General features: G+C 61.0%; 23 protein-coding genes and 1 riboswitch. Of the genes, 9 read left to right on the forward strand and 14 right to left on the reverse strand.

The annotated features are described in order from the left end of the window. Position 1 precedes the first annotated feature (1 nt). From MIC97_RS04095 to MIC97_RS04145, 11 genes are all read right to left on the reverse strand, one after another. Positions 2-1,240 (reverse strand): MFS transporter, encoded by a 1,239-nt coding sequence (locus MIC97_RS04095; protein ID WP_239798961.1) that lies wholly within the window; start codon positions 1,238-1,240, stop codon positions 2-4. Further along, entirely contained in the window at positions 1,237-1,740 is a 504-nt protein-coding gene (gene nusB / locus MIC97_RS04100; RefSeq protein ID WP_239798962.1) for a transcription antitermination factor NusB, read from the reverse strand. Before nusB ends, MIC97_RS04095 begins: the two co-directional genes overlap by 4 nt. Continuing rightward, a complete protein-coding gene (gene ribH, locus MIC97_RS04105) occupies positions 1,737-2,201 on the reverse strand; it encodes a 6,7-dimethyl-8-ribityllumazine synthase (protein WP_239798963.1) in 465 nt (154 codons plus the stop codon). The genes nusB and ribH overlap by 4 nt, the downstream gene beginning before the upstream one ends. A gap of 83 nt (positions 2,202-2,284) precedes the next feature. Further along, complete coding sequence (locus tag MIC97_RS04110; RefSeq protein WP_239801023.1) at positions 2,285-2,929, reverse strand: riboflavin synthase; 645 nt, start codon at positions 2,927-2,929, stop codon at positions 2,285-2,287. After that, positions 2,929-4,053, reverse strand: a complete 1,125-nt coding sequence (gene ribD / locus MIC97_RS04115) for a bifunctional diaminohydroxyphosphoribosylaminopyrimidine deaminase/5-amino-6-(5-phosphoribosylamino)uracil reductase RibD (protein ID WP_239798964.1) — start codon at positions 4,051-4,053, stop codon at positions 2,929-2,931. The genes MIC97_RS04110 and ribD overlap by 1 nt, the downstream gene beginning before the upstream one ends. Positions 4,054-4,056: 3 nt before the next feature. Continuing rightward, complete coding sequence (nrdR, locus tag MIC97_RS04120; RefSeq protein WP_183830731.1) at positions 4,057-4,521, reverse strand: transcriptional regulator NrdR; 465 nt, start codon at positions 4,519-4,521, stop codon at positions 4,057-4,059. Between the two features lie 277 nt (positions 4,522-4,798). Continuing rightward, the gene (gene glyA / locus MIC97_RS04125; protein ID WP_183830733.1) at positions 4,799-6,112 is read right to left on the reverse strand and encodes a serine hydroxymethyltransferase; all 1,314 of its coding nucleotides are present in this window, start codon (positions 6,110-6,112) and stop codon (positions 4,799-4,801) included. Between the two features lie 187 nt (positions 6,113-6,299). Then, positions 6,300-7,553, reverse strand: a complete 1,254-nt coding sequence (locus MIC97_RS04130) for a L,D-transpeptidase family protein (protein ID WP_183830735.1) — start codon at positions 7,551-7,553, stop codon at positions 6,300-6,302. A 262-nt stretch (positions 7,554-7,815) separates the two neighbouring features. Further along, complete coding sequence (locus tag MIC97_RS04135) at positions 7,816-8,331, reverse strand: MarR family transcriptional regulator (protein WP_239798965.1); 516 nt, start codon at positions 8,329-8,331, stop codon at positions 7,816-7,818. Between the two features lie 220 nt (positions 8,332-8,551). Continuing rightward, positions 8,552-8,977, reverse strand: a complete 426-nt coding sequence (locus MIC97_RS04140) for a DUF6163 family protein (RefSeq protein ID WP_239798966.1) — start codon at positions 8,975-8,977, stop codon at positions 8,552-8,554. Continuing rightward, positions 8,974-10,020: an enoyl-CoA hydratase/isomerase family protein gene (locus tag MIC97_RS04145; protein ID WP_239798967.1), complete on the reverse strand. Its 1,047-nt coding sequence runs from the start codon at positions 10,018-10,020 to the stop codon at positions 8,974-8,976. Before MIC97_RS04145 ends, MIC97_RS04140 begins: the two co-directional genes overlap by 4 nt. Positions 10,021-10,258: 238 nt before the next feature. Here MIC97_RS04145 and hemB point away from each other — a divergent pair, with 238 nt between their 5' ends. The 7 genes from hemB (at position 10,259) to MIC97_RS04180 (ending at position 15,951) form a co-directional block, all read left to right on the forward strand. Next, entirely contained in the window at positions 10,259-11,290 is a 1,032-nt protein-coding gene (gene hemB, locus MIC97_RS04150) for a porphobilinogen synthase (RefSeq protein ID WP_183830743.1), read from the forward strand. An 86-nt stretch (positions 11,291-11,376) separates the two neighbouring features. After that, entirely contained in the window at positions 11,377-12,543 is a 1,167-nt protein-coding gene (locus MIC97_RS04155) for an MFS transporter (protein ID WP_239801024.1), read from the forward strand. Positions 12,544-12,614: 71 nt separating this feature from the next. Beyond that, positions 12,615-12,968, forward strand: a complete 354-nt coding sequence (locus MIC97_RS04160) for a DUF423 domain-containing protein (RefSeq protein WP_239798968.1) — start codon at positions 12,615-12,617, stop codon at positions 12,966-12,968. A gap of 77 nt (positions 12,969-13,045) precedes the next feature. Continuing rightward, on the forward strand, positions 13,046-13,516 hold the full coding sequence (locus MIC97_RS04165; RefSeq protein ID WP_239798969.1) for an RDD family protein: 471 nt from the start codon (positions 13,046-13,048) through the stop codon (positions 13,514-13,516). 34 nt (positions 13,517-13,550) lie between these two features. Continuing rightward, a riboswitch (Fluoride riboswitch) is annotated at positions 13,551-13,612 on the forward strand. An 87-nt stretch (positions 13,613-13,699) separates the two neighbouring features. Next, positions 13,700-14,146, forward strand: coding sequence for a fluoride efflux transporter CrcB (gene crcB, locus MIC97_RS04170; protein ID WP_183830751.1), 447 nt, complete (start codon positions 13,700-13,702; stop codon positions 14,144-14,146). Positions 14,147-14,196: 50 nt separating this feature from the next. Beyond that, a complete protein-coding gene (locus MIC97_RS04175; protein ID WP_239798970.1) occupies positions 14,197-14,949 on the forward strand; it encodes an arginyltransferase in 753 nt (250 codons plus the stop codon). Positions 14,950-15,051: 102 nt separating this feature from the next. Beyond that, on the forward strand, positions 15,052-15,951 hold the full coding sequence (locus MIC97_RS04180; protein WP_275592316.1) for a DMT family transporter: 900 nt from the start codon (positions 15,052-15,054) through the stop codon (positions 15,949-15,951). A 71-nt stretch (positions 15,952-16,022) separates the two neighbouring features. Here the strand turns inward: MIC97_RS04180 and MIC97_RS04185 are convergent, their stop codons facing one another. After that, positions 16,023-17,246 carry an AI-2E family transporter gene (locus tag MIC97_RS04185; protein ID WP_239798971.1) on the reverse strand — a complete coding sequence of 408 codons (1,224 nt, stop codon included), beginning with the start codon at positions 17,244-17,246 and terminating at the stop codon, positions 16,023-16,025. 226 nt (positions 17,247-17,472) lie between these two features. Beyond that, positions 17,473-19,740 (reverse strand): DNA topoisomerase IV subunit A, encoded by a 2,268-nt coding sequence (parC, locus tag MIC97_RS04190; protein ID WP_239798972.1) that lies wholly within the window; start codon positions 19,738-19,740, stop codon positions 17,473-17,475. A gap of 204 nt (positions 19,741-19,944) precedes the next feature. Between parC and MIC97_RS04195 the strand changes: the two genes are divergently transcribed. Then, positions 19,945-21,138 carry a hypothetical protein gene (locus MIC97_RS04195; RefSeq protein ID WP_239798973.1) on the forward strand — a complete coding sequence of 398 codons (1,194 nt, stop codon included), beginning with the start codon at positions 19,945-19,947 and terminating at the stop codon, positions 21,136-21,138. 74 nt (positions 21,139-21,212) lie between these two features. Here MIC97_RS04195 and MIC97_RS04200 read toward each other — a convergent pair whose 3' ends face one another. Continuing rightward, positions 21,213-21,767 (reverse strand): GNAT family N-acetyltransferase, encoded by a 555-nt coding sequence (locus MIC97_RS04200; RefSeq protein WP_239798974.1) that lies wholly within the window; start codon positions 21,765-21,767, stop codon positions 21,213-21,215. A 319-nt stretch (positions 21,768-22,086) separates the two neighbouring features. On the opposite strand from MIC97_RS04200, the gene rirA reads away from it, so the two are divergent. Further along, positions 22,087-22,584, forward strand: a complete 498-nt coding sequence (rirA, locus tag MIC97_RS04205) for an iron-responsive transcriptional regulator RirA (RefSeq protein ID WP_239798975.1) — start codon at positions 22,087-22,089, stop codon at positions 22,582-22,584. Positions 22,585-22,596 lie beyond the last annotated feature (12 nt).

Here is a 22,596-nt window from a genome sequence, read left to right on the forward strand (position 1 = left end):
TTCAGGCAGCGCGCTGCCGGCGATCGAGCATGCCCTGAAGCGCCAGCATGGCAAGGCAAAGGCCGGAGAACGGGAACAGGATCCACGCCAGCATGTCCCAGCCCCAGGCATTGTAGACCGCGCCCGACATCAGAGAACCGAAGGCGACGCTGGAGAACAGCACGAAGTCGTGGAAACCCTGCACCTTGCCCTTTTCTTCCGGCGTATAGCATTCGGCAACGATCGCCGTGGAGCCGATGAAGCCGAAGTTCCAGCCGAGGCCGAGCAGGATGAGCGCCGTCCAGAACTGCCACAGCTGGATGCCCGACAGCGCCACCAGCCCGCAGGCGATCAGCAGCACGAAGCCGATGGCGACGATCGTGGGCGCGCCGAAACGGCTGATGAGGCGGCCCGTGAAGAAGCTCGGCGCGAACATCGCCATGACGTGCCAGGAAATGCCCAGCGTCGCCTCGTCCGAGGTGAAGCCGCAGCCGACCATGGCGAGCGGCGCGCCGGTCATCACGAAGGTCATCAGAGCGTAGGAGCCGACAGCGCAGACCAGTGCGGTGATGAAACGCGGACGGGTGACGATCTCGATCAGCGGACGGCCCGTGGACGTAACCTCCACCACCTTTTCCACCATCGGGCGCGGGCGCAATTGCGCAAGCACGATGGCGCCAATACCGGCCAGCACGACCAGCGAGGCGAAAGCGCCGGCAAACATCACCGGGGCCAGAAGATCCTTGGTGAAGATGACGACCTGCGGTCCCAGCATGGCGGTGAACACGCCACCCGCCAGCACGAACGAAATGGCGCGCGCCTTGAAAGCCGGAGGCGCATTGTCGGCAGCCGCGAAGCGGAACTGCTGCACGAAAGCACCGCCGAACCCCACCACCAGAAGGCCAAAGGCAAACAGCCAGAAACTCGACTGGTAAAGTGCGATGGTGGCGATGATACCGCCAAGCGCCGTCAGGCCAGTTCCGGTGAGAAAACCGTCGCGCTGACCCATGCGGCGCACGATTGCAGCCGCAGGCAGCGCGCCCACGGCAACGCCGACGTTGAAGCCGGTCAGAGGCGCCGTGGCCAGAGATTTGTCGACACCGAGCAGGAAATGACCGGCAAGGGCACCAAGGGCAAAGCAGATCGGCGCGGCCGATCCGACGATTGCCTGAGCGGTTGCAAGGATCAGCGCCGTCCTGCGCGCCTCCCGCTCAACCGTGGATGCCGGCGCGCCGGAAGCAGCCTGCCCTGATGCGCTCATAATCCCTCCTGGCCCTTACCCCGGCCCTCGCCGCGAACACGACGCGAAATCCGGTCAAGCACTGCATTCACGAGCTTCGGCTCGTCTTCTTCATAGAATGCCTTGGCGATGTCGACATATTCCGAGACGATCACGGCCACCGGCACATCGGCGCGCATCATCAGCTCGTAGGTGCCGGCACGCAAAATGGCGCGCAGCGTCGAATCGAGGCGCGACAGCGGCCAGTCTTCCGTCAGAGCCTGCCGGATGATCGGATCAAGCGACTTCTGTTTCTCCACGACGCCGGCAAGAATGGCACGGAACCATTGCGCATCCGCTTCGCGGTAGAGCGCGCCGTCCACTTCCTTGCCGAGCCGGAAGGATTCGTATTCCGCCGTGATTTCCAGCAATCCGCTGCCGGCAACATCCATCTGGTAAAGCGCCTGCACGGCGGCAAGGCGCGCCGCACCACGCTTGTTGGCCTGCCGCGGAGGAGGATTGGTGTTTGCAGGTTCGGTCACGAGCGTACGGCTCCAAGCCTGTCCTGAACCGCAATCATGGTCAGCGCGGCGCGCGCGGCAAAGCCACCCTTGTCGCCTTCGCTGCGGCGGGCACGTGCCCACGCCTGCTCTTCGTTCTCTGTCGTGAGAATGCCATTGCCGATGCAGATCGATTCATCCACCGAAAGCTCCATCAGCGCACGGGCGGATTCGTTAGCGACGATGTCGAAATGATAGGTCTCGCCGCGAATGACGGTGCCGAGCGCGACAAAGCCGTCATAGCTCTCGCCATCTTCGGCTTCTGCATCGAGCGCGAAGGAGATTACCGCCGGAATTTCCAGCGCACCGGGAACAGTGACGACATCATAATCCGCGCCGGCTTCATCGAGCGCGGCCTTGGCGCCCTCAAGCAGAGCGTCGGCGAGGTCCTCGTAAAAACGGGCCTCGATGATGAGCAGTTTCTTCTTCTGGTTCTGGGTCATTGTCCAATTCGTCTCCGGCAGTGCCGGTCAATTAGGCCTAAGCGCGGGCGACCGCAAGCCTCACGCGCCGGACAATGGTTAGGTCAGCGTGGTGCCGCGTCAGTATCCCCCGTGTATCCTTGTGCGGCAGCCTCCGAAAGACGTGCGGCATAGCGCGCCATCGTGTCGATTTCCAGATTGACGCGATCCCCCACCTGACGCTCACCCCATGTCGTCACCTGAAGCGAGTGATGGATGAGAAGAACGTCGAATCGCCTTCCATCCACCTTGTTCACGGTGAGCGAAGTGCCATCCAGGCCAACCGATCCCTTAGGCGCGATGAAGCGCGCGAATTCCACCGGTGCTTCAAGCGTGAAGCGCACCGCCTCGCCCTCGTCGCGCCGTTCCACGATCTCGGCCATGCCATCGACATGCCCCGAGACGATGTGACCGCCCAGCTCGTCGCCGATCTTCAGCGCCCGCTCCAGATTGAGCCGCGTTCCGCTTTTCCACTGCGAAGCGGTGGTCAGGCGCAGTGCCTCCTCCCAGGCCTCGACCTCGAACCAGCGCGCATTGGAGCCCGCCTCCGGCAATCTGGTGACAGTGAGGCATACGCCCGCACAGGCGATCGACGCGCCAATGGCAATGGTTTCAGGATCATAGGCCGTTTCGATGCGAAGCCGCACGCCCTCATCCAGCGGTTCTGCGACCGCAACATTGCCGACATCGGTGACGATACCCGTGAACATCAGACGATCCTTACCCATTCTGCGAAACCGTCCTGATCGAACTGCATTTCGCGCAATTTGCGAAAACCTTCCGGTATCCGGTCGGGATCAACCGGCGCGGGGATACCCTCAGGTCCCACCTCCACCGCACCCCGGAACAAAACGATGCGGTCGACGAGGCCCTCGTCGAGAAACGACCGGGCAATCGCCGCTCCACCTTCGACGATCACGCTCGACATGCCAAGCGCCGCCAGATCCTCAAGCAGTTCCGGCAGGGCGATCCTGCCGTCGTGAACCTCGGTGCCGATGAAGCGCACGCCCTGCCGCTCAAGGGCAGCCCTGCGCAGCGGATCGGCTTCAAGGCTGGAGGCAATGTAAAGCGGCACGCGGTCGACGCCGGAGATCAGCCGCGCGGTCGGAGGCAGCCTGATCTCGCTGTCCAGAATGATGCGCGACGGCGAGCGGTTCTCAAGCCCCGGCAGGCGAACCGTCAGTTCTGGATCGTCTTCAAGCGCGGTGCCAATGCCAATCAGAATGGCGTCCGCCTCCGTGCGCATCAGGTGAACCTCACGGCGCGCCACCTCGCCGGTGATCGCCACCTGCCCCTGCCCTTTTGCGCCGATCTTGCCATCGCTGGAAAGCGCCATCTTGAGAATCACCTCGGGGCGCCGCTTCAACGATCTCATCAGATAGCCTGAGAGCTGATCCGATGCCGCGGCGGCCAGCACGCGCTCCGTCACCTCCACGCCGGCCTCGCGCAATATGGCATAGCCCTTGCCGGACACGCGCGGATCGGGATCGCTAGCCGCCCCCACAACGCGCGCGATACCAGCCCTGACCAGCGCCTCGGCGCATGGCGGCGTGCGGCCATGATGCGCGCATGGTTCCAGCGTCACATAGGCAGTGGCGCCCCGCGCAAGCTCACCGGCTTCGGCCAGCGCCTCCGTCTCGGCATGCGGCCGTCCGCCGATCGCCGTCACGCCGGTGCCCACGATCATCGGCCCTGACCCGTCATCGCGAACGATGATCGTGCCGACCGACGGGTTCGTCGAGGTGCGCCCGCTGTTGCGGCGCGACAGGCGCAGTGCCGCGGCCATAAAGCGGCGGTCGAGTTCGTCCTGCTCAGGATTGCCGGTGCTGCCCATCGGTCAGTCCATCTCCTCGTCGCCCTTGAGCTCGCCAAGAACGTCGTGAAAATCCTTCGCCTCGCGAAAATTGCGATAGACGGAAGCAAAGCGCACATAGGCGACATCGTCGAGCGATTTCAGTGCGTCCATGACCAGCCGGCCGACCTCGGCAGAGGGGATTTCCGTCTCACCGGAGCTTTCGAGCTGCCGCACGATGCCGGTGACCGCACGGTCGATGCGCTCGGGATCGACATTGCGCTTGCGCACTGCGATCTCGACGGAACGGAGCAGCTTGTCGCGATCGAACGGCACTTTGCGGCCGGTCTTCTTGACGACCACGAGATCGCGCAGCTGAACCCGCTCAAAGGTGGTGAAGCGGCCGCCGCAATCAGGGCAGACCCGCCGACGGCGGATGGCCGAGCCATCTTCCGCAGGCCGTGAATCCTTCACCTGCGTATCTTCGGACTGGCAATAAGGACAACGCATGAAACCCCACCCGATTCTGTACCGGCCACAAGGCTAGAGCATAGGGCCGGAAAGTGGAAACTGGTTTTCGGCTGTTCCGATGCTCTATCAATAATTTAGATCGCCCTTTGCGCGTCCGGACCGATGCACGGCGATCAGCAGATTTCATGCCAAGGTAGGAAGCACGAGGGGGAAATTGCAATATCGCATCCCCGCCAAACGCTGCACGGAGTGTGAAGAAAAACGGCCGCCGCGATGCTGTCGCGGCGGCCGCCTTCAATGAAGAACGAAGCAATGCTTATCCGAGGTAGGAATACATCGGGAAGCGATCGGTGATGTTGACGACCTTCTGCTTCACAGCCGCTTCAACAGCGGCATTGCCTTCGTCCGAGTTGGCGGCCTTCAGGCCATCCAGAACTTCGGCGATCAGCTTGCCGACCTCACGGAATTCGGCTTCGCCGAAGCCGCGCGTGGTGCCGGCAGGCGTTCCGAGACGCACGCCGGAGGTGACGAAAGGCTTTTCCGGGTCGAAGGGAATGCCGTTCTTGTTGCAGGTGATGTTGGCGCGGCCGAGTGCAGCCTCGGCGCGCTTGCCCGTGGCATTCTTGGGCCGCAGGTCCACCAGCATCAGGTGGTTGTCGGTGCCGCCGGACACGATATCGAGACCGGTTTCCTGCAACGAGGAGGCCAGCGCCTTCGCATTGGCGGCGACATTCTGCGCGTAAAGCTTGAACTCGGGCCGCAGTGCCTCCGCAAAGGCAACGGCCTTACCGGCGATGACGTGCATCAGCGGACCACCCTGAAGGCCGGGGAACACGGCCGAATTGATCTTCTTGGCGATGTCCTCGTCATTGGTGAGGATCATGCCGCCGCGCGGGCCGCGCAGCGACTTGTGCGTGGTCGTCGTCGTCACATGCGCATGCGGAACCGGCGACGGGTGTACACCACCGGCAACCAGACCGGCAATGTGTGCCATGTCGACCATCAGATAAGCCCCGACGGCATCGGCGATCTCGCGGAAACGCTTCCAGTCCCAGATGCGCGAATAGGCGGTGCCGCCTGCGAGGATCAGCTTCGGCTTGGTCTCGTGCGCCTTGCGCTCGACCTCGTCCATGTCGATCAGATGATCGTCCTCACGCACGCCATAGGAAACGACGTTGAACCACTTGCCGCTCATGTTGACCGGCGAACCGTGGGTCAGGTGTCCGCCCGAATTCAGGTCGAGACCCATGAAGGTGTCGCCCGGCTGCAGCAGGGCCAGAAAGACCGCCTGGTTCATCTGGCTGCCGGAATTCGGCTGCACGTTGGCGAACTTGCAGTCGAACAGCTTCTTGGCGCGCTCGATGGCAAGCTCTTCGACGACGTCCACGAACTGGCAGCCGCCATAATAGCGCTTGCCCGGATAACCTTCGGCATATTTGTTGGTCAGGACTGTGCCCTGAGCTTCCATCACGGCGCGCGAAACGATGTTTTCAGACGCGATCAGCTCGATCTCATGACGCTGACGACCGAGTTCATTGCGAACAGCGCCAAAAATCTCGGGATCGGCATCCGCGAGCGTGGTTTCAAAGAAAGATTTCAACGAGCTGGATGCAGCCGACTGTATCGCCATTACCTGAAGGTTCCCTAAGTGGAGTTAGCCCGCAGGCGCCTTAGCACAGTTGCCTTGCCGAGCCAATTTCAACAACGAAATTAGCTGGCCCTATAGCGCCAACACTCAATGGCCCAGACATTGAAGCTCCGAAAACACAAAGGCCGCCCCGAAGGGCGGCCCGATAAAGGAAGAATCCGGTTCCGGATCAGAAGGCCGAGGAAATCTTGAGTTCCTCGACACCGTCCCAGCCATAGATATCGTCACGGAACTGGGCGACACCATCTCCGGTCGACCAGGCGGAAACATAAAGGAAGTGAACCGGCACCGGGTTGGTGACCGCAACCGGCACGCTTTCGCCGGTCTTGATCGTCGCCTCGAATTTCTGGCGGCTCCAGCCGGGCGTGTCGCGCAATATCCACGTCACCAGATCGCGCACGTTCTGGACGCGCACGCAACCCGACGAGTCGAAGCGCATCATCTGGCCGAAAAGACTCTGCTGCGGCGTGTCGTGCATGTAAACGCCGTCCGGGCTCGGGAAATTGATCTTCACCGAAGCCATGGCGTTGTTTGTGCCCGGTTCCTGACGGAAACGGTAACGCGCCGCCTCATCGGTGGACCAGTCGACGGTCATCGGATCGACTTCGCTGCCATCAGGCGCAAACAGGCGGATTTTGCTGTCGCGCAGATAGTTCGGATTCTTGCGCATCAGCGGAATGATGTCCTTGCGCACGATCGAGGTAGGCGCCGTCCAGTACGGATTGACGATGATCTCGTTGATCCTCGAATTCACGATTGGCGTCTGGCGGTCGATCTTGCCGACGATGGCGGTGTGACGCAGGGCGACACGGTCACCCTCCACGGCCTCGATCTGTGCAGCGGGAATGTTCACCAGCACATAGCGATCGCCAAGCGTGCCGACCTTTTCGCGCAGCCGGCCGAGATTTGTCTCAAGCTGGCCAAGGCGCGTCTGCGCCGAAACATTCATGGCCAGATAGCTGTATTTGCCGAGCACGCCGTCGGCGGGCAGACCGTGGCGCATCTGAAAACGCTTGACCGCTGCATCGACGTAAGAATCAAAAGACTGCGACAGGCCGGCATTCTGCGGCAGGTCACCGGATACCATGAGGCGCTTGCGCAGCGGCACCACGTCCGGATCGATGACGCCGATCCTGAGCTTCTTGGTGTCGGGCACCCGCTCCCAGCCGCCCTGCGCGACCAGATTGTGATACTGGCCGATGGCCTGTTCGGTATAGGAAATGGTCTGCTGGCTGAAGATCGGTCGCGTCGACTGAACTTTGGCACTGCCGCTGGCGCGGGCGTCGAACGTATCGTTCCACCCACCCCGCCCTGCCGCGCGCAGGATATCGTTGACAGCATCCTGCGCCCGCGCGCCACCGGCCATCATCGAGGCCGCGAGTGCGGTGGCTCCGGACAAAAACAAACGACGGTTCGTCTTCATGGGCGTTCCAGACATTCTTCCAGCAAGTGTTCAGGCAATGCAGGCGGGAACTTTAAGGTTCCCATCTTAACAATTCGCCAACCATGTCACCGGATCGGCACCGAACAAACCTGCGCCTGATCGTCCCAATCTCGCTCCCATCCGAATATGGCAGCAACGTGGCCGTGGCCCGCCTTTGACCTGCGCCACGCACGACAAGGGCCGGACATGTGCCATTCCGGCATCGCCCGGCCCTTTGTTCGGCCCGTTTGTGGGCCGGCGATCACATGCGATAGGCGATGGTGTCGTTCCAGAAACGATCGAGACGCTGCAGAGCACGGTTCATCTGCTTGAATTCGTCGGTATTGATCCCGCCGACCTGCTCGATCGAGCCGATGTGCCGCTCATAGAGGCGCGCCACCACTTCCGCCACATCCATGCCCTTGTCCGTCAGGCTGATGCGCACCGAACGGCGGTCCAGCTTGGAGCGCTGGTGGTTGATGAAGCCGAGATCGACCAGCTTCTTCACATTGTAGGAAACGTTGGAGCCGAGATAGTAGCCACGCGAGCGAAGTTCGCCGGCGGTCAGCTCGGAGTTGCCGATATTGAAAAGAAGCAGCGCCTGAATGGCATTGATGTCGGAACGCCCGTTGCGCTCGAATTCGTCCTTGATCACATCAAGAAGACGACGATGCAACCGTTCAACAAGCTGGAGCGACTCCATGTAAAGTGAGCGGATCGGCTCATGGGTCTCATTCGATACACTAGCGGGCTTCGCCGCCGAACGCGGGTTGTTCATTGTCTTTGCCTCTTGTTTGTCGCCTGGTGATTTTTTGTTTTTCTCACCTTGATTGGGACACTATCGAATACTCATAAAATTCGACTTAAACACCAAGGCTAACAAGAGCTTACCTTCGCAAGACGTCGAAGACGCTTAACGAATGGTCACGTGGGGGAGGACAATTAACCTAAAAAATGAGCTAACGGCTCAGACCATCCAGGGAGCAGGCAAGCTGCGATCAGGGAGCGACGGCTTTGCGCTTGCTGAGGTGGATGAAAACCCGGAACGCGCAATAGATGACGGCAACCGCGGCATGCACCGCGACCACCGTGGGGCGGTAACCGAAATACTGCGGGAAGCCAGCATACATGGAAATCTCGCCGGCCGCGCACAGGAACCAGATCACTGGCCCCCACGAAGCAAGCATCCACAGGCCTGCGGCGGCAAAGGGAAACAAAACCGCGAGTGTCGATGCCGCGATCTGCCAGTGTACCGGCATCAGGTCGAAGCGAAAGAGATCTCCCGGATAATAGCCGATAAGCCTTATCCAGTAGAGCACGCCGAAGACCAGACACAGGCAGGCCACCAGACGCAGAAATACGGCGAAGGCGATTTCAGGCGCCCCCGGTTCCAGCGACGCACGGCGTTGCAGGGCCTCGTTCACAGATTGAGTTCCTGCGCACCCAGAGGCGCGAAATAGGCCTCGACGTCCGCCTCGCTGACCTCGTCCAGCGAAGCCGGATCCCAGACCGGCGTCGATCCCTTGTCGATGAGCGCGGCCCGGATGCCTTCATAGAAATCCTTGCCGGCCAGCATGCGGTTGAGCACGCGAAACTCCATGCGCATGCATTCGTCCATGGAAAGGGCTGCCCCCTCGCGGATCTGACGCCATGTCACCCTGAGGCTGGTGGGGGAGCGCGACAGCATCGTCGAAAGAGTCGCTGCGGCAAAGTCATCGCCCCGTTCGGCGTCCTTTTTCAGGCTCTCGAAAACCTCGTCCAGCGTGTCTTTGGAGAAATGACGCGCGATGGCATCGAATGTCGCGGCATCGGTCTCCGGCGCGGCAACGACGTTGAACTTCCGCAGAACCTCATCCACGTCGCCTGAGGCCGTGAGCGCCTCGGTCAGCGCCTGCTGGCTTTCGGCGTCGATCGCATGGGTTGCAAGGCCGACGGCCAATGCATCGCCCTGACGCACCCGGTTGCCGGTCAGCGCCATATACATGCCGAAGCTGCCGGGAAGCCGCGACAGAGCATGGCTGCCGCCGACGTCGGGAAAGAAGCCGATGCCCACTTCCGGCATCGCCACGATGGCATTGCCGGTCATCACCCGGTGCGAGCCGTGAACGGAGATGCCGACCCCTCCGCCCATGACGATCCCGTCTATCAACGCGACATAAGGTTTGGGGAAACGCGCAAGCTGCGCGTTCATCCTGTATTCGTCAGCGAAGAAGCCGACGAGCACGTTTCCTTCCTTGCCCGCCCGATACACATTCATGATGTCGCCGCCGGCGCAGAAGGCCCTGCCCTCGGCCTTGACGAGAACACAGCGGATCGCGTCGTCCTTTTCCCATGCCTTCAGCGCGGCGGCCAGCGCGTGAACCATCTGCCCGGTCAGGGCATTGAGTGCCTTGGTGCGCGTCAGCGTGATCACGCCGGCCTTGCCGATGACCTCAAAACGGATCTCCTCGCCGCCGCCAAAATCCATCGTTACAGATTCCCTCGCTGTCCCTGTTGATCAAAGTGCTAAGGGCGGCAGGGAGGCACGTCAATGCCGGGAGACACGCCAGTCTCCTTCCTTCAGCCAGCCGGAACAATGATGTCGCATTGGTCCGGAGCGTCAGCCATGTTAGAAAGCGTCCGGAATATGGCTTGTCATGGGCCGGAACGAGTGCGCAAGAATGAGGACCGGAACCGGCGAGACGGCCATTCCGGCGGAGTTGGACATGAACAGGTTTGCACCCACCAAAGCGGCAGGTACACGCACCGTTGATGAAGTGACCGGCTCCCGGCGCCTGCGGCGCATGCGCAAGGCCGCGTGGTCACGGCGACTGGTTCAGGAAAACCACCTTACGGTAGACGATCTGATCTGGCCGATCTTTCTTGTCGATGGCGAGAATGTGCGCGAGCCGATCGCGGCGATGCCCGGTGTCTTCCGCATGTCCATCGATGTTGCCATCCGTGAAGTGGAACGCGCGGCGAAGCTCGGCATCCCGGCAATCGCCACCTTCCCGAATGTCGACCTGTCGCTGCGCGACGTTACCGGATCGCTGATCCTCGACCCGGACAATCTCACCAATCGCGCCACCCGCGCCATCAAGGCTGCGGTGCCGGAAATCGGCATCATCACCGACGCCGCGCTCGATCCGTTCACCAGCCACGGGCACGATGGCGTGCTGCGCGACGGCATCATCGTCAATGACGAGACGGTCGAGCAGGTTGCGGCCGGCGCCGTGCTTCAGGCCGCCGCCGGCGCCGACATCATCGCCCCTTCCGACATGATGGACGGGCGCATCGGCGTCATCCGCTCCGCGCTGGACGACAACGGCTTTCAGGACGTTGCGATCATGTCCTACGCGACCAAGTTCGATTCGGCCTTCTACGGCCCCTACCGGGACGCCATCGGAACCGCCGGCCTGCTGAAGGGCGACAAGAAAACCTATTATATCAATGCCGCGAATTCCGCCGAAGCGCTGCGCGAAACCGAGCAGGACATTCTGGAAGGCACCGATATGGTGATGGTCAAGCCCGGCCTGCCCTATCTGGACATCGTGCGCCTGCTGAAAGATGCCTTCGCCCTGCCCACCTTCGCCTATCAGGTGTCGGGCGAATATTCGATGATCCAGGCGGCAGCCGCCAATGGCTGGATCGACGGCGAACGCGCGATGATGGAATCGCTGCTGGCCTTCAAGCGTGCCGGCGCTGACGGCATCCTCACCTACTTCGCGCCGGCCGTGGCCGAGAAGCTGAAAGGGTGAGCGGCCAGGGCCCCTCATCCGCGACAGCCACACAGCCATCCGACCAGCCGCAGGAAACAGGGTACGACCGCCACTGGCGACGTAATCTGGCAGTATGCTTTGCCGGCTCTTTCGCCACCATCGTGGCGATGACCCTGCTGCTGCCGTTCCTGCCGCTCTATGTCGAACAGCTTGGCGCGCAGGGCCATGCCAGCATCGTGCAATGGTCTGGCATCGCCTACGGCATCACCTTTCTTTCCGCCGCGCTGGTGGCGCCGCTCTGGGGGCGTCTCGGCGATCGCTATGGCCGCAAGCTGATGCTGGTGCGCGCCAGCCTCGGCATGGCCGTGTGCATGTCCCTGATGGGGATGGTACAAAGCGTGGAGCAACTCGTCCTGTTGCGTCTGCTGGTGGGGCTGGCCGGCGGCTACGCTTCGGGCTCAACCATTCTCGTGGCGATGCAGACGCCAAAAGCGCGCTCGGGCTGGGCGCTCGGCACGCTGTCGGCCGGCATCATGGCCGGCAATCTGGTCGGCCCGCTGATCGGCGGCCTGCTGCCGCCCCTGATCGGCATCCGCTCCACATTTCTGCTTTCAGGCGGCGCGATTTTCCTTGCCTTTCTGGTCACCTCCCTGCTGATCAGAGAAGAACACAAGCCGGGAAAGGACCGGCAAAAGAAGTCCGGCAACGCGTGGGCTTCGATTCCCGACAAGCGCCCGGTCGTAGCCATGCTGGCAACCGGCATGCTTCTGATGTTCGCCAACATGTCGATCGAGCCGATCATCACCGTCTATGTCGCGCAACTGGTTGAAAATCAGGCGCATGTGACGCTGATGGCCGGAGTGGTCATGTCGGCCGCAGCACTCGGCAGCATCGTCTCCGCTGCCTGGCTCGGCAGGCTGGCCGATCGCATCGGCCACTGGAACGTGGTCATCGGCGCGCTCGGGGTCGCGGCCCTTCTCCTCGTTCCGCAGGCTTTCGTCACCTCGGGCTGGCAACTGGTGGCGCTGCGCTTCCTGATGGGACTGGCGCTCGGCGGGCTGCTGCCGTCGATCACCAGCGTCATCCGCCACAATGTGCCGGACGGTGTCGGCGGCAATGTGCTGGGCTACTCGATCTCCGCCCAATATGCCGGACAGGTCGCGGGGCCCCTTCTCGGCGGCTTCGTCGGCGGCCATATCGGCATGCGCGCGGTGTTTCTGGGAACGGCCGTGCTTCTGGGCGTCGGGGCCGTATGGAACTGGTTCGCGGCAAGAGACAAATTGGCGGATTGATTTGTGCCGGCCGCGCTCATAGCTGCGCACTATCGACGCCTGCAGAGATCGATTCGCTCCGGAGCACATTGATGAACAATCGCATTCTCGTCTTCATTGCCGGCCTGTGCGGCACCGCAGGCGTCGTGCTTTCAGCCTCGGCCTCGCATGGCGGCGGCACTTTCACAGGCACGGCCGCATCCTTCCTCCTGATGCATGCGCCGGTGCTGCTGGCCATCGGCCTGCTCACCGCCAACCGCATCCTGCATGCCGCCGGCCTCATCCTGATCGTCGGCCTCGTCCTGTTCTGCGGCGACCTTTTGATGCGCGACTTTGTCGGCAACCGCCTGTTTCCGTTTGCGGCACCCACGGGCGGAACGCTGCTCATTGCCGGCTGGCTGGCGATCGCGCTTGCAGCGCTTCGGTCCGCGAAAACGGGCGATTGAAGCGCGAATCTTGAAATTTCGCTGAAATTCACCATCTGAAGCCTGAAGGAACCGCAACCGAAAGGCTTCGAACCCGCATGAACGCTCGTGTTCTCGATGGCGAGATCATCACTGGCAGACTTGACGACATCAGGGCTTACGATGGCGTGCGTACCCGCCGTATCTTCGCTTTTCTGATCGACTATCTGATCGTTGGCCTGATTTCGATCCCCTTCGCCATTGTCGTGCTGCTGCTCGGCCTGATCACTTTCGGCCTCGGCTGGGCGCTGTTCGGCTTTCTGGTGCCAGTGGTCGCCCTCACCTATGTCTGGTTCACGCTGGGCAGCGCGGATCAGGCCACGACCGGCATGAAGATGATGAACATCCGCCTCGAACGGCTCGACGGGCGCCCGGTGGACGGCATGTTCGCCATTGTGCATTCCATCATGTTCTGGGCCGGCAACGTGATCCTGACGCCGCTGGTGTTGCTGATTACCCTGTTCTCGGATCGCAAGCGGACCCTGCACGATCTGCTGCTCGGCACTGCCGTGGTGCGCACCGACCGCTGACGGGCTTGCGCAAGCCGCTCGCCCGGCTTACGCTGCATGAGATGGGGATGGAGCTCCCCGAAACCGCCGGAAACGGCTGATGGCTCCTGTCGCGATGAATACCGCGGCAGGGGTGCGTCCTGAAGAAGCCCCGCCGCATGGCGGGTTTTTTTGTGCCCGCTCGATAAAGAGGAATTGAAACCGATGTCCTTTACCTCATGCCTCGCGGTCGCATTCGGCGGCGCTTTCGGCAGTCTCGCCCGCTATCTGGTTTCCGTCGTCGCGCAGCCGATCAGCGGCTCGCTGCCCTGGGGCACCATCATCATCAATATCGCCGGGTCATTCATCATCGGGTTGTTCGGCACCCTGACGCTGGCGCAGGGTCGATTCCCGGTGTCGGAGAATGTCCGCCTTCTGGTCATGGTCGGCATTTGCGGCGGCTTCACCACCTTTTCCTCATTCAGCCTCCAGACGCTGGATCTTATGAGAAGCGGCGCCATGGGCCGTGCCGCAGTGAACATCGTCGCCTCGGTCGTGCTCTGTGTCGGGGCGGTTGCGCTTGGTCACTTCACCGCCACCTACTTCAATGCGGACCAGCGCATCGTGCAACTCGACATAGAAGAAGAAAGCGGACCCACGCAAACATCTTGAATTTTTCCAAGAACGGGCCAAGCTATTATTATTATGGAGTTGGCTTGCAGATGACGCAGCACCTGACCCAATCACCGCAGTTCTTTCTGACTGCACCTTCACCCTGCCCCTATCTCGATGGGCAGTTCGAGCGCAAGGTCTTCACCCATCTCGTCGGCAACAAGGCCAACGAGATGAACGATCTGCTCACGCAGGGTGGTTTCCGGCGCTCGCAGAACATCGCCTACCGGCCAGCCTGCGAAACCTGCCGCGCCTGCGTATCCGTGCGCATACTCGCAAACGAATTCGTTCCGGGCCGCAGCATGCGCCGCGTGCTGCAGCACAATAGCGACCTTGTGGGGCACATGCACGACGCACAGCCGTCGACCGAGCAATATTCGCTGTTTCGCACCTATCTTGATTCGCGCCATCGCCTCGGCGGCATGTCAGACATGACCGTGCTCGATTACGCAATGATGGTGGAAGATACCCACGTCGACACCAAGATCATCGAGTATCGCCGCCGGGGGCCGGACAGTTTCATCACCGGCAAGGGCGAAGGCGAGTTGATCGCAGCTGCCCTGACCGACCGCATGGCCGACGGCCTGTCCATGGTCTACTCCTATTTCAATCCCGACATGGAAGATCGCTCGCTCGGCACCTTCATGATTCTCGATCACATCGAGCGTGCCCGCGCCATGGGCCTGCCCCATGTCTATCTTGGCTATTGGGTCAACGGCTCGCGCAAGATGGGCTATAAGATGCGCTATCAGCCGCAGGAGCATCTCGGCCCCAAGGGCTGGGAGCGCTACCAGCCCAAATAGGACAGGCATTTCTCTGGCCTTCCGGATGCGCCGGAATGAAGGCGCAGAGCGCTTCGTCATATCGTTAAGGCATTTTTCCCGTCTTTTGCCGGAGTTTTTGCATTGCCCGCGAACAAAGATCAGCACAGCAAAGGTCTTCTTCTCACCGCGCTCGGCGGCATGGCCCTGACGGTAGATATCCCGCTGATCAAGCTTGCCGGCGGCGATTCCTGGTCGATCCTGTTCGTTCGCAGTGCAACCACCTTTGTTGCCGGGCTCGTCATGTGGGCCGTCTGGCGCTGGTTCTCGCCAGATGTGCCAAAACTCATTCCCGGTCGCTCCGGCCTGATCGTTGCCGGTCTCTACGGCATCAGCTCGATCCTGTTCATTACCGCGGTATTCAACACCACAACGGCCGATCTCGTCTTCATTCTCGCCTTCAACACCATGTTTGCAGCATTGCTGTCATGGCTGTTCCTGCGCGAAAAACCCCGGCCGCAAACCCTTGTCGCCATGGCGTTGATGATCGTCGGCATATCCGTCATCGTCGGCTCATCGCTCGGCACCGGCAATCTGTTCGGCAACGTGATGGCAACCGTGGCCGCTTTCTGCCTTGCCACTGCAATCACCATTTCAAGGGCGAGCGGCAAGGATATGGGCTTCACCGCACTGGTTGGCGTGATCCTGCCCTGCATAGTCGCGGCCGTGATGGTGTGGAAGAATGGGCTGCATATCTCCGAACCCGGCTGGATCATCTTCAACGGCGCGATCGTGATACCGGTTTCGTTCTTCTGCCTCGCCAATGGCCCGAAATACATTTCCGGCCCTGAGGTGGCGATGTTCTATCTTCTTGAAACGGTGCTGGCCCCTGTCTGGGTCTGGATGATCTTCTCCGAGGCGCCCAGCAGAAACAGCCTGATCGGCGGCGGCATTCTGATAGTGACGCTGATATGCCATTCCATCTGGCAACTGCGCGATGGCCGCCGCCGCCGCGCTACGCTGGCACCGCGGCATCCAGCCTGAATTTCAGCGCCGTCGCCCGCCCTGCCGCATTCCATACATGCGCGGAACAAGAGCCTCGTCGCGCAAGCTGCTCAGCTTTCGGCGGAGGCTGTCTGATCGGAACGGTCATTCCTGCCGGAAAGTGGAACCTGCTGGACAATCGTTTCCGTGGTCACGACGGGAACCACAGTCGTGGAGGTGGTCTCCACCTCATGCTGCCACTCGCGCCAGATGGCGACCAGCAGAGCCATCAGCACCGGGCCGACAAACAGGCCAACGAAGCCCATTGTCTTCACGCCGCCCACCAATCCGAAGAAGGTCGGCAGGAAAGGCAGCTTGATCGGCCCGCCCACCAGCCTGGGCCGCAGCGTCTTGTCGACGATGAAAAGCTCGATCGAGCCCCACATAAACAGGGCTGCGCCCGCAAATGGCGAGCCGCTGGCAACCAGATAGAGTGACACCAGCGTGAAGGAGAGCGGCGCGCCGCCGGGTATCAGCGCCATGAGGCCGGTCAGTGCGCCCAGCGTCACCGGCGACGGCACGCCGGCCAGCCAGTAGGCAATGCCGAGCACCAGCCCCTCGCCGATCGCAATCAGCGTCATGCCGGTCACGGTCGAGCTGATGGTTGCCGGCACCACGCGGGAAAAACGCTCCCAGCGTGACGGCAGGATGCGTTCGCCGAGATTGTCGACCTGCGCGGCGAAGGCCTCGCCGTCGCGATAGGTGAAGAACAGCGCGATCAGCATGAACAGGAGCGCCAGAAACAGGCTGAAGGCGCTGCCGCCGGCCGCCACGACGCCGCGATAAATGCTGCCGATATTGGCGCCGCTGACGAGCTGGATCAATTCACCGATGCCGCCCGGATGATCGAGCGTGGTCGACCACTGCTGAGCAAGCCACTCACCGATGACGGGCAGCGCCGCGATCCATTCCGGCACCGGCGCGCCATGCCTGTTGGCTTCCACCGCCCACACAACCCACTCGTGGATTTCATTGAAGGCATACATGCAGGCCAGCACGATCGGGATGATCAGAAAGGCAAGGATCATCAGAAGCGCACAGGTGGCCGCTGCTGTCCTGTTGCCGTTCACGGCAGCTAGAAGCCGGCGGTAAAGCGGCCAGCTCGCAAAGGCGATGATCAGTGCCGCCAGAACCGGCACGAGGAAGCCATGGAAGAAATAGACACCGGCGGCGACGATGAGGATAAGCAGCCAGCGCGCCGCCGAAAGCGGCTGGATCACAGCTGATCTGATGGGAGCTGCACGCCCCATCAGGCGAAGTTCGCGACCGCCCTTCTGACTGTCCTGCTCTTTCAAACGCCGCGCCTCCAGCCGATTCTGTTCGTCTGTGCTCCACAGTGCATGACGATAGTGGAGCAAACATTACGACAAACCATTTTCGATGGAACTAGAGAAAAATAGTGTCGTAAGCGTGATCGAAACTGCTTCCTGCCGAACCAGAATCCGGATGAGGCCCCTGACTCAAAATCACATCAACTTCCGCTAACCTACTGAAATCACGAATGACTATCAGGATCACGGACTAGCCGAACTTGCCCGTGCGCGGAAAACCCTTCGGCACCATTCGCCCGGCAGATGCGCGCGCACCGATCCACTCGGCAAGCTCGGCCTGTGACCGCGTAAAGGTGCGCTCGGCCGAATCCAGCCAGGTCAGGCCGCTTTCCATGGTGAAGGTCTTCATGTCGAGCACGCCGCCGGACTTGAATTTTTGCAGCCGAACCCCCTTGCCGCGCGTCATTTCCGGGATTTCCGACACTGCGAACACCAGCATCTTGCGGTTCTCACCGACAATGGCAACGTGATCGCCGGCAACCGGAATGCAGAACAGCGCCTCGTCGGGAGCCTTCACATTCATCACCTGGCGGCCCTTGCGCGTATTGGCGACCGTCTCTTCCTCGGACACGATGAAACCGTTGCCCTGCTGGGACGACAGAAGCAGCCTGCGCTTCGGCTCATGCACGAAGGCGGTGACGATGTCCTGATCCGTCTCCATGTCGACCATGATGCGGATCGGCTCGCCATGTCCGCGCCCGCCGGGCAGGCGGTCGGCACCGATGGTGTAGAACTTGCCGCCGGTGGTGAAGACGAGGATCTTGTCGGTGGTCTGGGCATGGAAGGCCAGCTTGAGACTGTCGCCTTCTTTGAAGGAGAGCTGCGAATAATCGCTCAGATGCCCCTTCATGGCGCGCAGCCAGCCCTTTTCGGAGATGACGACGGTGACAGGTTCCTTTTCGATCATCGCCTGCGCAATGTCGGTCAGGTCGTGCTCCGGCGCTTCCGCGAAGCTGGTGCGGCGCGGCCCCAGTTCCTTGTTTTCTTCCGGCCCGAAATCGCGGCGGATGGTCTGGATTTCCCAGGCAATGGTGTTCCATTGCTTCAGCACATCGCCCAGCAGCGCCTCGATCTGCTGCTTTTCCTCCGTCAGCGCATCGAATTCCTTGCGGATCTCGAACTCTTCCAGCTTGCGCAGCGAGCGCAACCGCATGTTCAGGATCGCTTCGGCCTGCGTGTCGGTGAGGTCCCAGCGGGCCATCATTACGGCTTTGGGCTCATCCTCCTCGCGGATGATGCGGATCACCTCATCGATGTTCAGATAGGCAATGAGATAGCCGGCAAGGATCTCCAGCCGCCGCTCGATTTCCGCCAGTCGATGGCGCGAACGGCGCTGGAGCACCTCGCGGCGATGATCCAGCCATTCGCGCAGCACGCTCTTCAGCGACAGCACGTTCGGCACCTTGCCGCGCGACAGCACGTTCATGTTGAGCGAGAACCGGCTTTCCAGCTCAGTGAGCTTGAACAGCGATTCCATCAATATGCCGGGATCGACGGTGCGGCTCTTCGGCACCAGAACGATGCGGATATCTTCCGCGCTTTCATCGCGGATGTCTTCCAGAAGCGGCAGCTTCCGGGCGATGAGCAGTTCCGCGATCTTCTCGATCAGGCGCGACTTCTGCACACCGTAAGGGATCTCGGTGACGGCGATCGTCCACGTCCCGCGGCCATGATCTTCCTGATGCCAGCGCGAACGCACGCGAAACGAGCCGCGGCCGGTGCGATAGGCTTCGGCGATGGAGGCACGACTGTCGATGATGATGCCTCCGGTCGGGAAATCCGGGCCCTGAACGAACTCCATGAGCCGCTCGTCGGAGATGTCCTGTCCGGATTTGACGCCGTCGATCAGGCACAGCGCTGCGTCGCACAATTCGGCGGCGTTGTGAGGCGGAATGGAGGTCGCCATGCCCACCGCGATGCCGGAAGAGCCGTTGGCGAGCAGGTTCGGAAAGGCGCCCGGCAGAACGACCGGCTCTTCGTCTTCCTCATTGTAGGTGGGACGAAAATCGACCGCGTCCTCGGTGATGCCGGCGAGCAGCTCGGTCGCCACATCGGTCATGCGCGCTTCGGTGTAGCGCATGGCTGCGGCATTATCGCCATCGATATTGCCGAAATTGCCCTGCCCGTCCACCAGCGGGTAGCGCATCGAAAAACTCTGCGCCAGACGCACCAGCGCATCATAGATCGACTGATCGCCATGCGGATGGAACTTGCCCATCACCTCACCGACGATGCGCGCGCATTTGGCGAAACCCTGATCCGGATTGAGGCGCAAAAGGCGCATCGCGTGCATGATGCGCCTGTGAACAGGCTTCAGCCCGTCACGCACATCCGGCAATGCACGATGCATGATGGTCGACAGCGCATAAGCAAGATAGCGCTCCTCGAGCGCCCGCTTCAGGTCGACCGGTTCGATATGATCGCCACCATCTCCGGGCGGCATAAGGCTTTTTCCCATGGGGTTTGACTAACCGAGGCGATGATTCGCGGCAAGGGCAAGGCTGGCGTCAAGTGGGGTTCTGATCACTGAAAAACGCATTCATGTTTGCTATTTTGAGATGATTTTCTACTAATAGGTCAAAATTGCACTTGCTCGTGCCACATGCTGCAGTCAAATGCTCGCCATTCTCCCTCTCAAAGAATAAATTCGGAGTCCTCCCTGATGAGCCTGCAATCTGCAAAATGGTCAATGCTGACCGCCTCGACCATTCTTTTGGGAATGGCCATCGCTCCGGCTTCGGCACAGAGCATTGACGATGTAGCCGCCCGCGTGAAGTCCAATTTCACCGAACAGGGCGTTGAGATCGAATGGAAGGGCCTGTCCGGCGACCTTTCGTCGATGGTCATGCAGGGCGTGTCCTTCAAGGCGGCCGGCACCGATGGCGCCTTCGAGATCGGCGACCTCACTCTTGAAAACATCAGCGAAGCCGATGGCAACATCAATGTCGGCTCGATCAGCAGCGATGCCTACTCGCGCAACGACGGCCCGACTTCCTTCGAGATAAGCCCGATGGTCATGAAGGACGTGATCCTGTTCGGCGAGGCCAGCTCCAATCCGTTCGGCGGCATGATGTATTACCGTTCGATCAAGCTGGACGACATCAGCATGAAGAATTCGGGCAAGACTGCATTCGCCGCCAAGGACATCTCGGCGACCATGTCCGAGTTTGCGACCGACAAGCCGGTGACCATGGAAGCGACCGTCCCGAATTTCACCGCCGACCTGACACTGGTCGACGACCCGAAATACAAGGATGCGATTGAGGCTCTCGGATACCAGACCATCAACGGATCGATCCGTATGGAAGGAAGCTGGAACGCCGCAGACGGCGACATGAACATCGTGAAGTACGATACGAAAATCGACAATGCCGGCACATTGGGTGTCAGCATGCGCCTCGGCGGCTACACGACCGAGTTCATCAAATCCATGCAGGAACTGCAGAAGCAGATGGCTGAAGCGTCCGAGGAAGCCGATTCCTCGGCACAGGGCATGGCCATGCTGGGCCTGATGCAGCAGCTGAGCTTCAATTCCACCTCGATCCGCTTCACGGACGATTCGCTGACCAACAAGCTTCTCGACTATTTCGGCAAGCAGCAGGGTGTCTCCGGTAAGGATGTCGCCAATCAGGCCAAGGCGATCGTTCCTTTCGGGCTGGCCCAGTTGCAGAATCCTGAACTGACCGCGCAGGCCTCCGCCGCCGTTAACCAGTTCCTGGACAATCCGGGCAGCCTCGAAATCTCGGCCGCGCCGACCAGCCCGGTTCCGTTCGCCCTGATCATGGCGGACGCCATGGCAAATCCGACGAACCTGACCAAAACGCTCGCAGTGTCGGTAAAGGCCAACCAGAACTGACCTGCATTCTCTTCGCAAACAAAAAAAAGCCGCACCGGAAACGGTGCGGCTTTTTCATGAGATCCGGATCAGGTTCAGGCCGGATGAAGCGTACGGTTACGCGCCTGTGATGCCGCCGAGATGACGCCGACCGGCATCAAAGGTTCGAGATGAATGGTGCCCACCGTCTCGCCGTCCTCGAACACCAGCTCCGCATTGTAACGTCGGGCAAGGGCACGCATCGCCGCATTGTGCGGGTGGGTGGTGACAAGAAGTCTGGTGTAGCCAAACCCCCTCGCCTGCTCGATCAGCCGTTCGAACAATTTTCCGCCAAGACCCTGATGCTGAAGATGACGCTCGACGCTGAAGGCGATTTCAGCCGTAGGCTGGCTTTGATCGGGGCTTTCATGCAGTTCCGCCGCGCCCAGAACCTTGTCGCCTTCCACATAGCCGATCACCGTGGTTCCGGCAGCGGAGGAACGGTACACATAAGATGAAATGAAACTGTCGTCGGCCAGTCCATTGAAGCGATCACGCCGGCTTTCCGAATCGAGCCTGAGAAGATGCTCGCGAAACCTCGGCATATCCGAGGGTCTAAGCTGGCGTATGGTCCCCGTCAGGCGAACGGGGCTGTGAACAGTCTGCTCCATGTCGCACTCCTCTGGGTTCCTCCCTGAGATCGTCCCGACATTCCTGATATTGTGCAACGCAACATAAATATCAAGTCATTGATGTTGCTTATAGACGTACATGAACGGGAAGCTGCCATTCCAAAATGGAAGGGCTCCCGATACGCTGGTTTTTCGCCTCACCCGCCCTGTGCAAGATAAGTCGTGCATTCGCGGAGCAGCTGTCGTAAAACGGCCCCATAAAGATGACAGAAAAAATCATAATTTTTAATGGGCTTGTCTAGAATTATTCCAAGGTATAGGCCATATATAACGCACAGCTTTCCTGCGAGGATGGATCATGCGACTTACGCGCCAGACCAATTACGCCATACGCATCCTGATGTATTGCGCGACCAATGACGGCAAGTTGAGCCGCATACCCGAGATCGCCGCGGCCTACACCGTTTCGGAACTCTTCCTGTTCAAGATCCTTCAGCCGCTCGTCGAGAACGGGCTGGTGGAGACCGTGCGCGGCCGCAATGGCGGCGTGCGCCTTGGCAGGCCGGCAGAAAAAATCACGCTGTTCGACGTGGTGCGCGTCACCGAAGACAACTTCTCGATGGCCGAATGCTTCGACAACGATACGGCGGACTGCCCGCTGATCGACAGTTGCGGCCTCAACGCTGCCCTGCGCGAAGCGCTCGGCGCCTTCTTCGCCGTGCTGGAACGTCACACGATCGCCGATCTCGTCGCTGCCCGCCCGAACATGCGCGAGGCGCTCGGTATCGATGATCTGGCGCCGCGCAACGTTTCCCCGCGCAAGGTCGCGGCCCAGCACAATGTGCCTGCGGCCTGATCGTTCACGGCA

It is taken from the genome of Aquamicrobium sp. NLF2-7, from assembly GCF_022359935.1.
In the GTDB taxonomy this organism is placed as follows: Bacteria; Pseudomonadota; Alphaproteobacteria; order Rhizobiales; family Rhizobiaceae; genus Mesorhizobium; species Mesorhizobium lusatiense.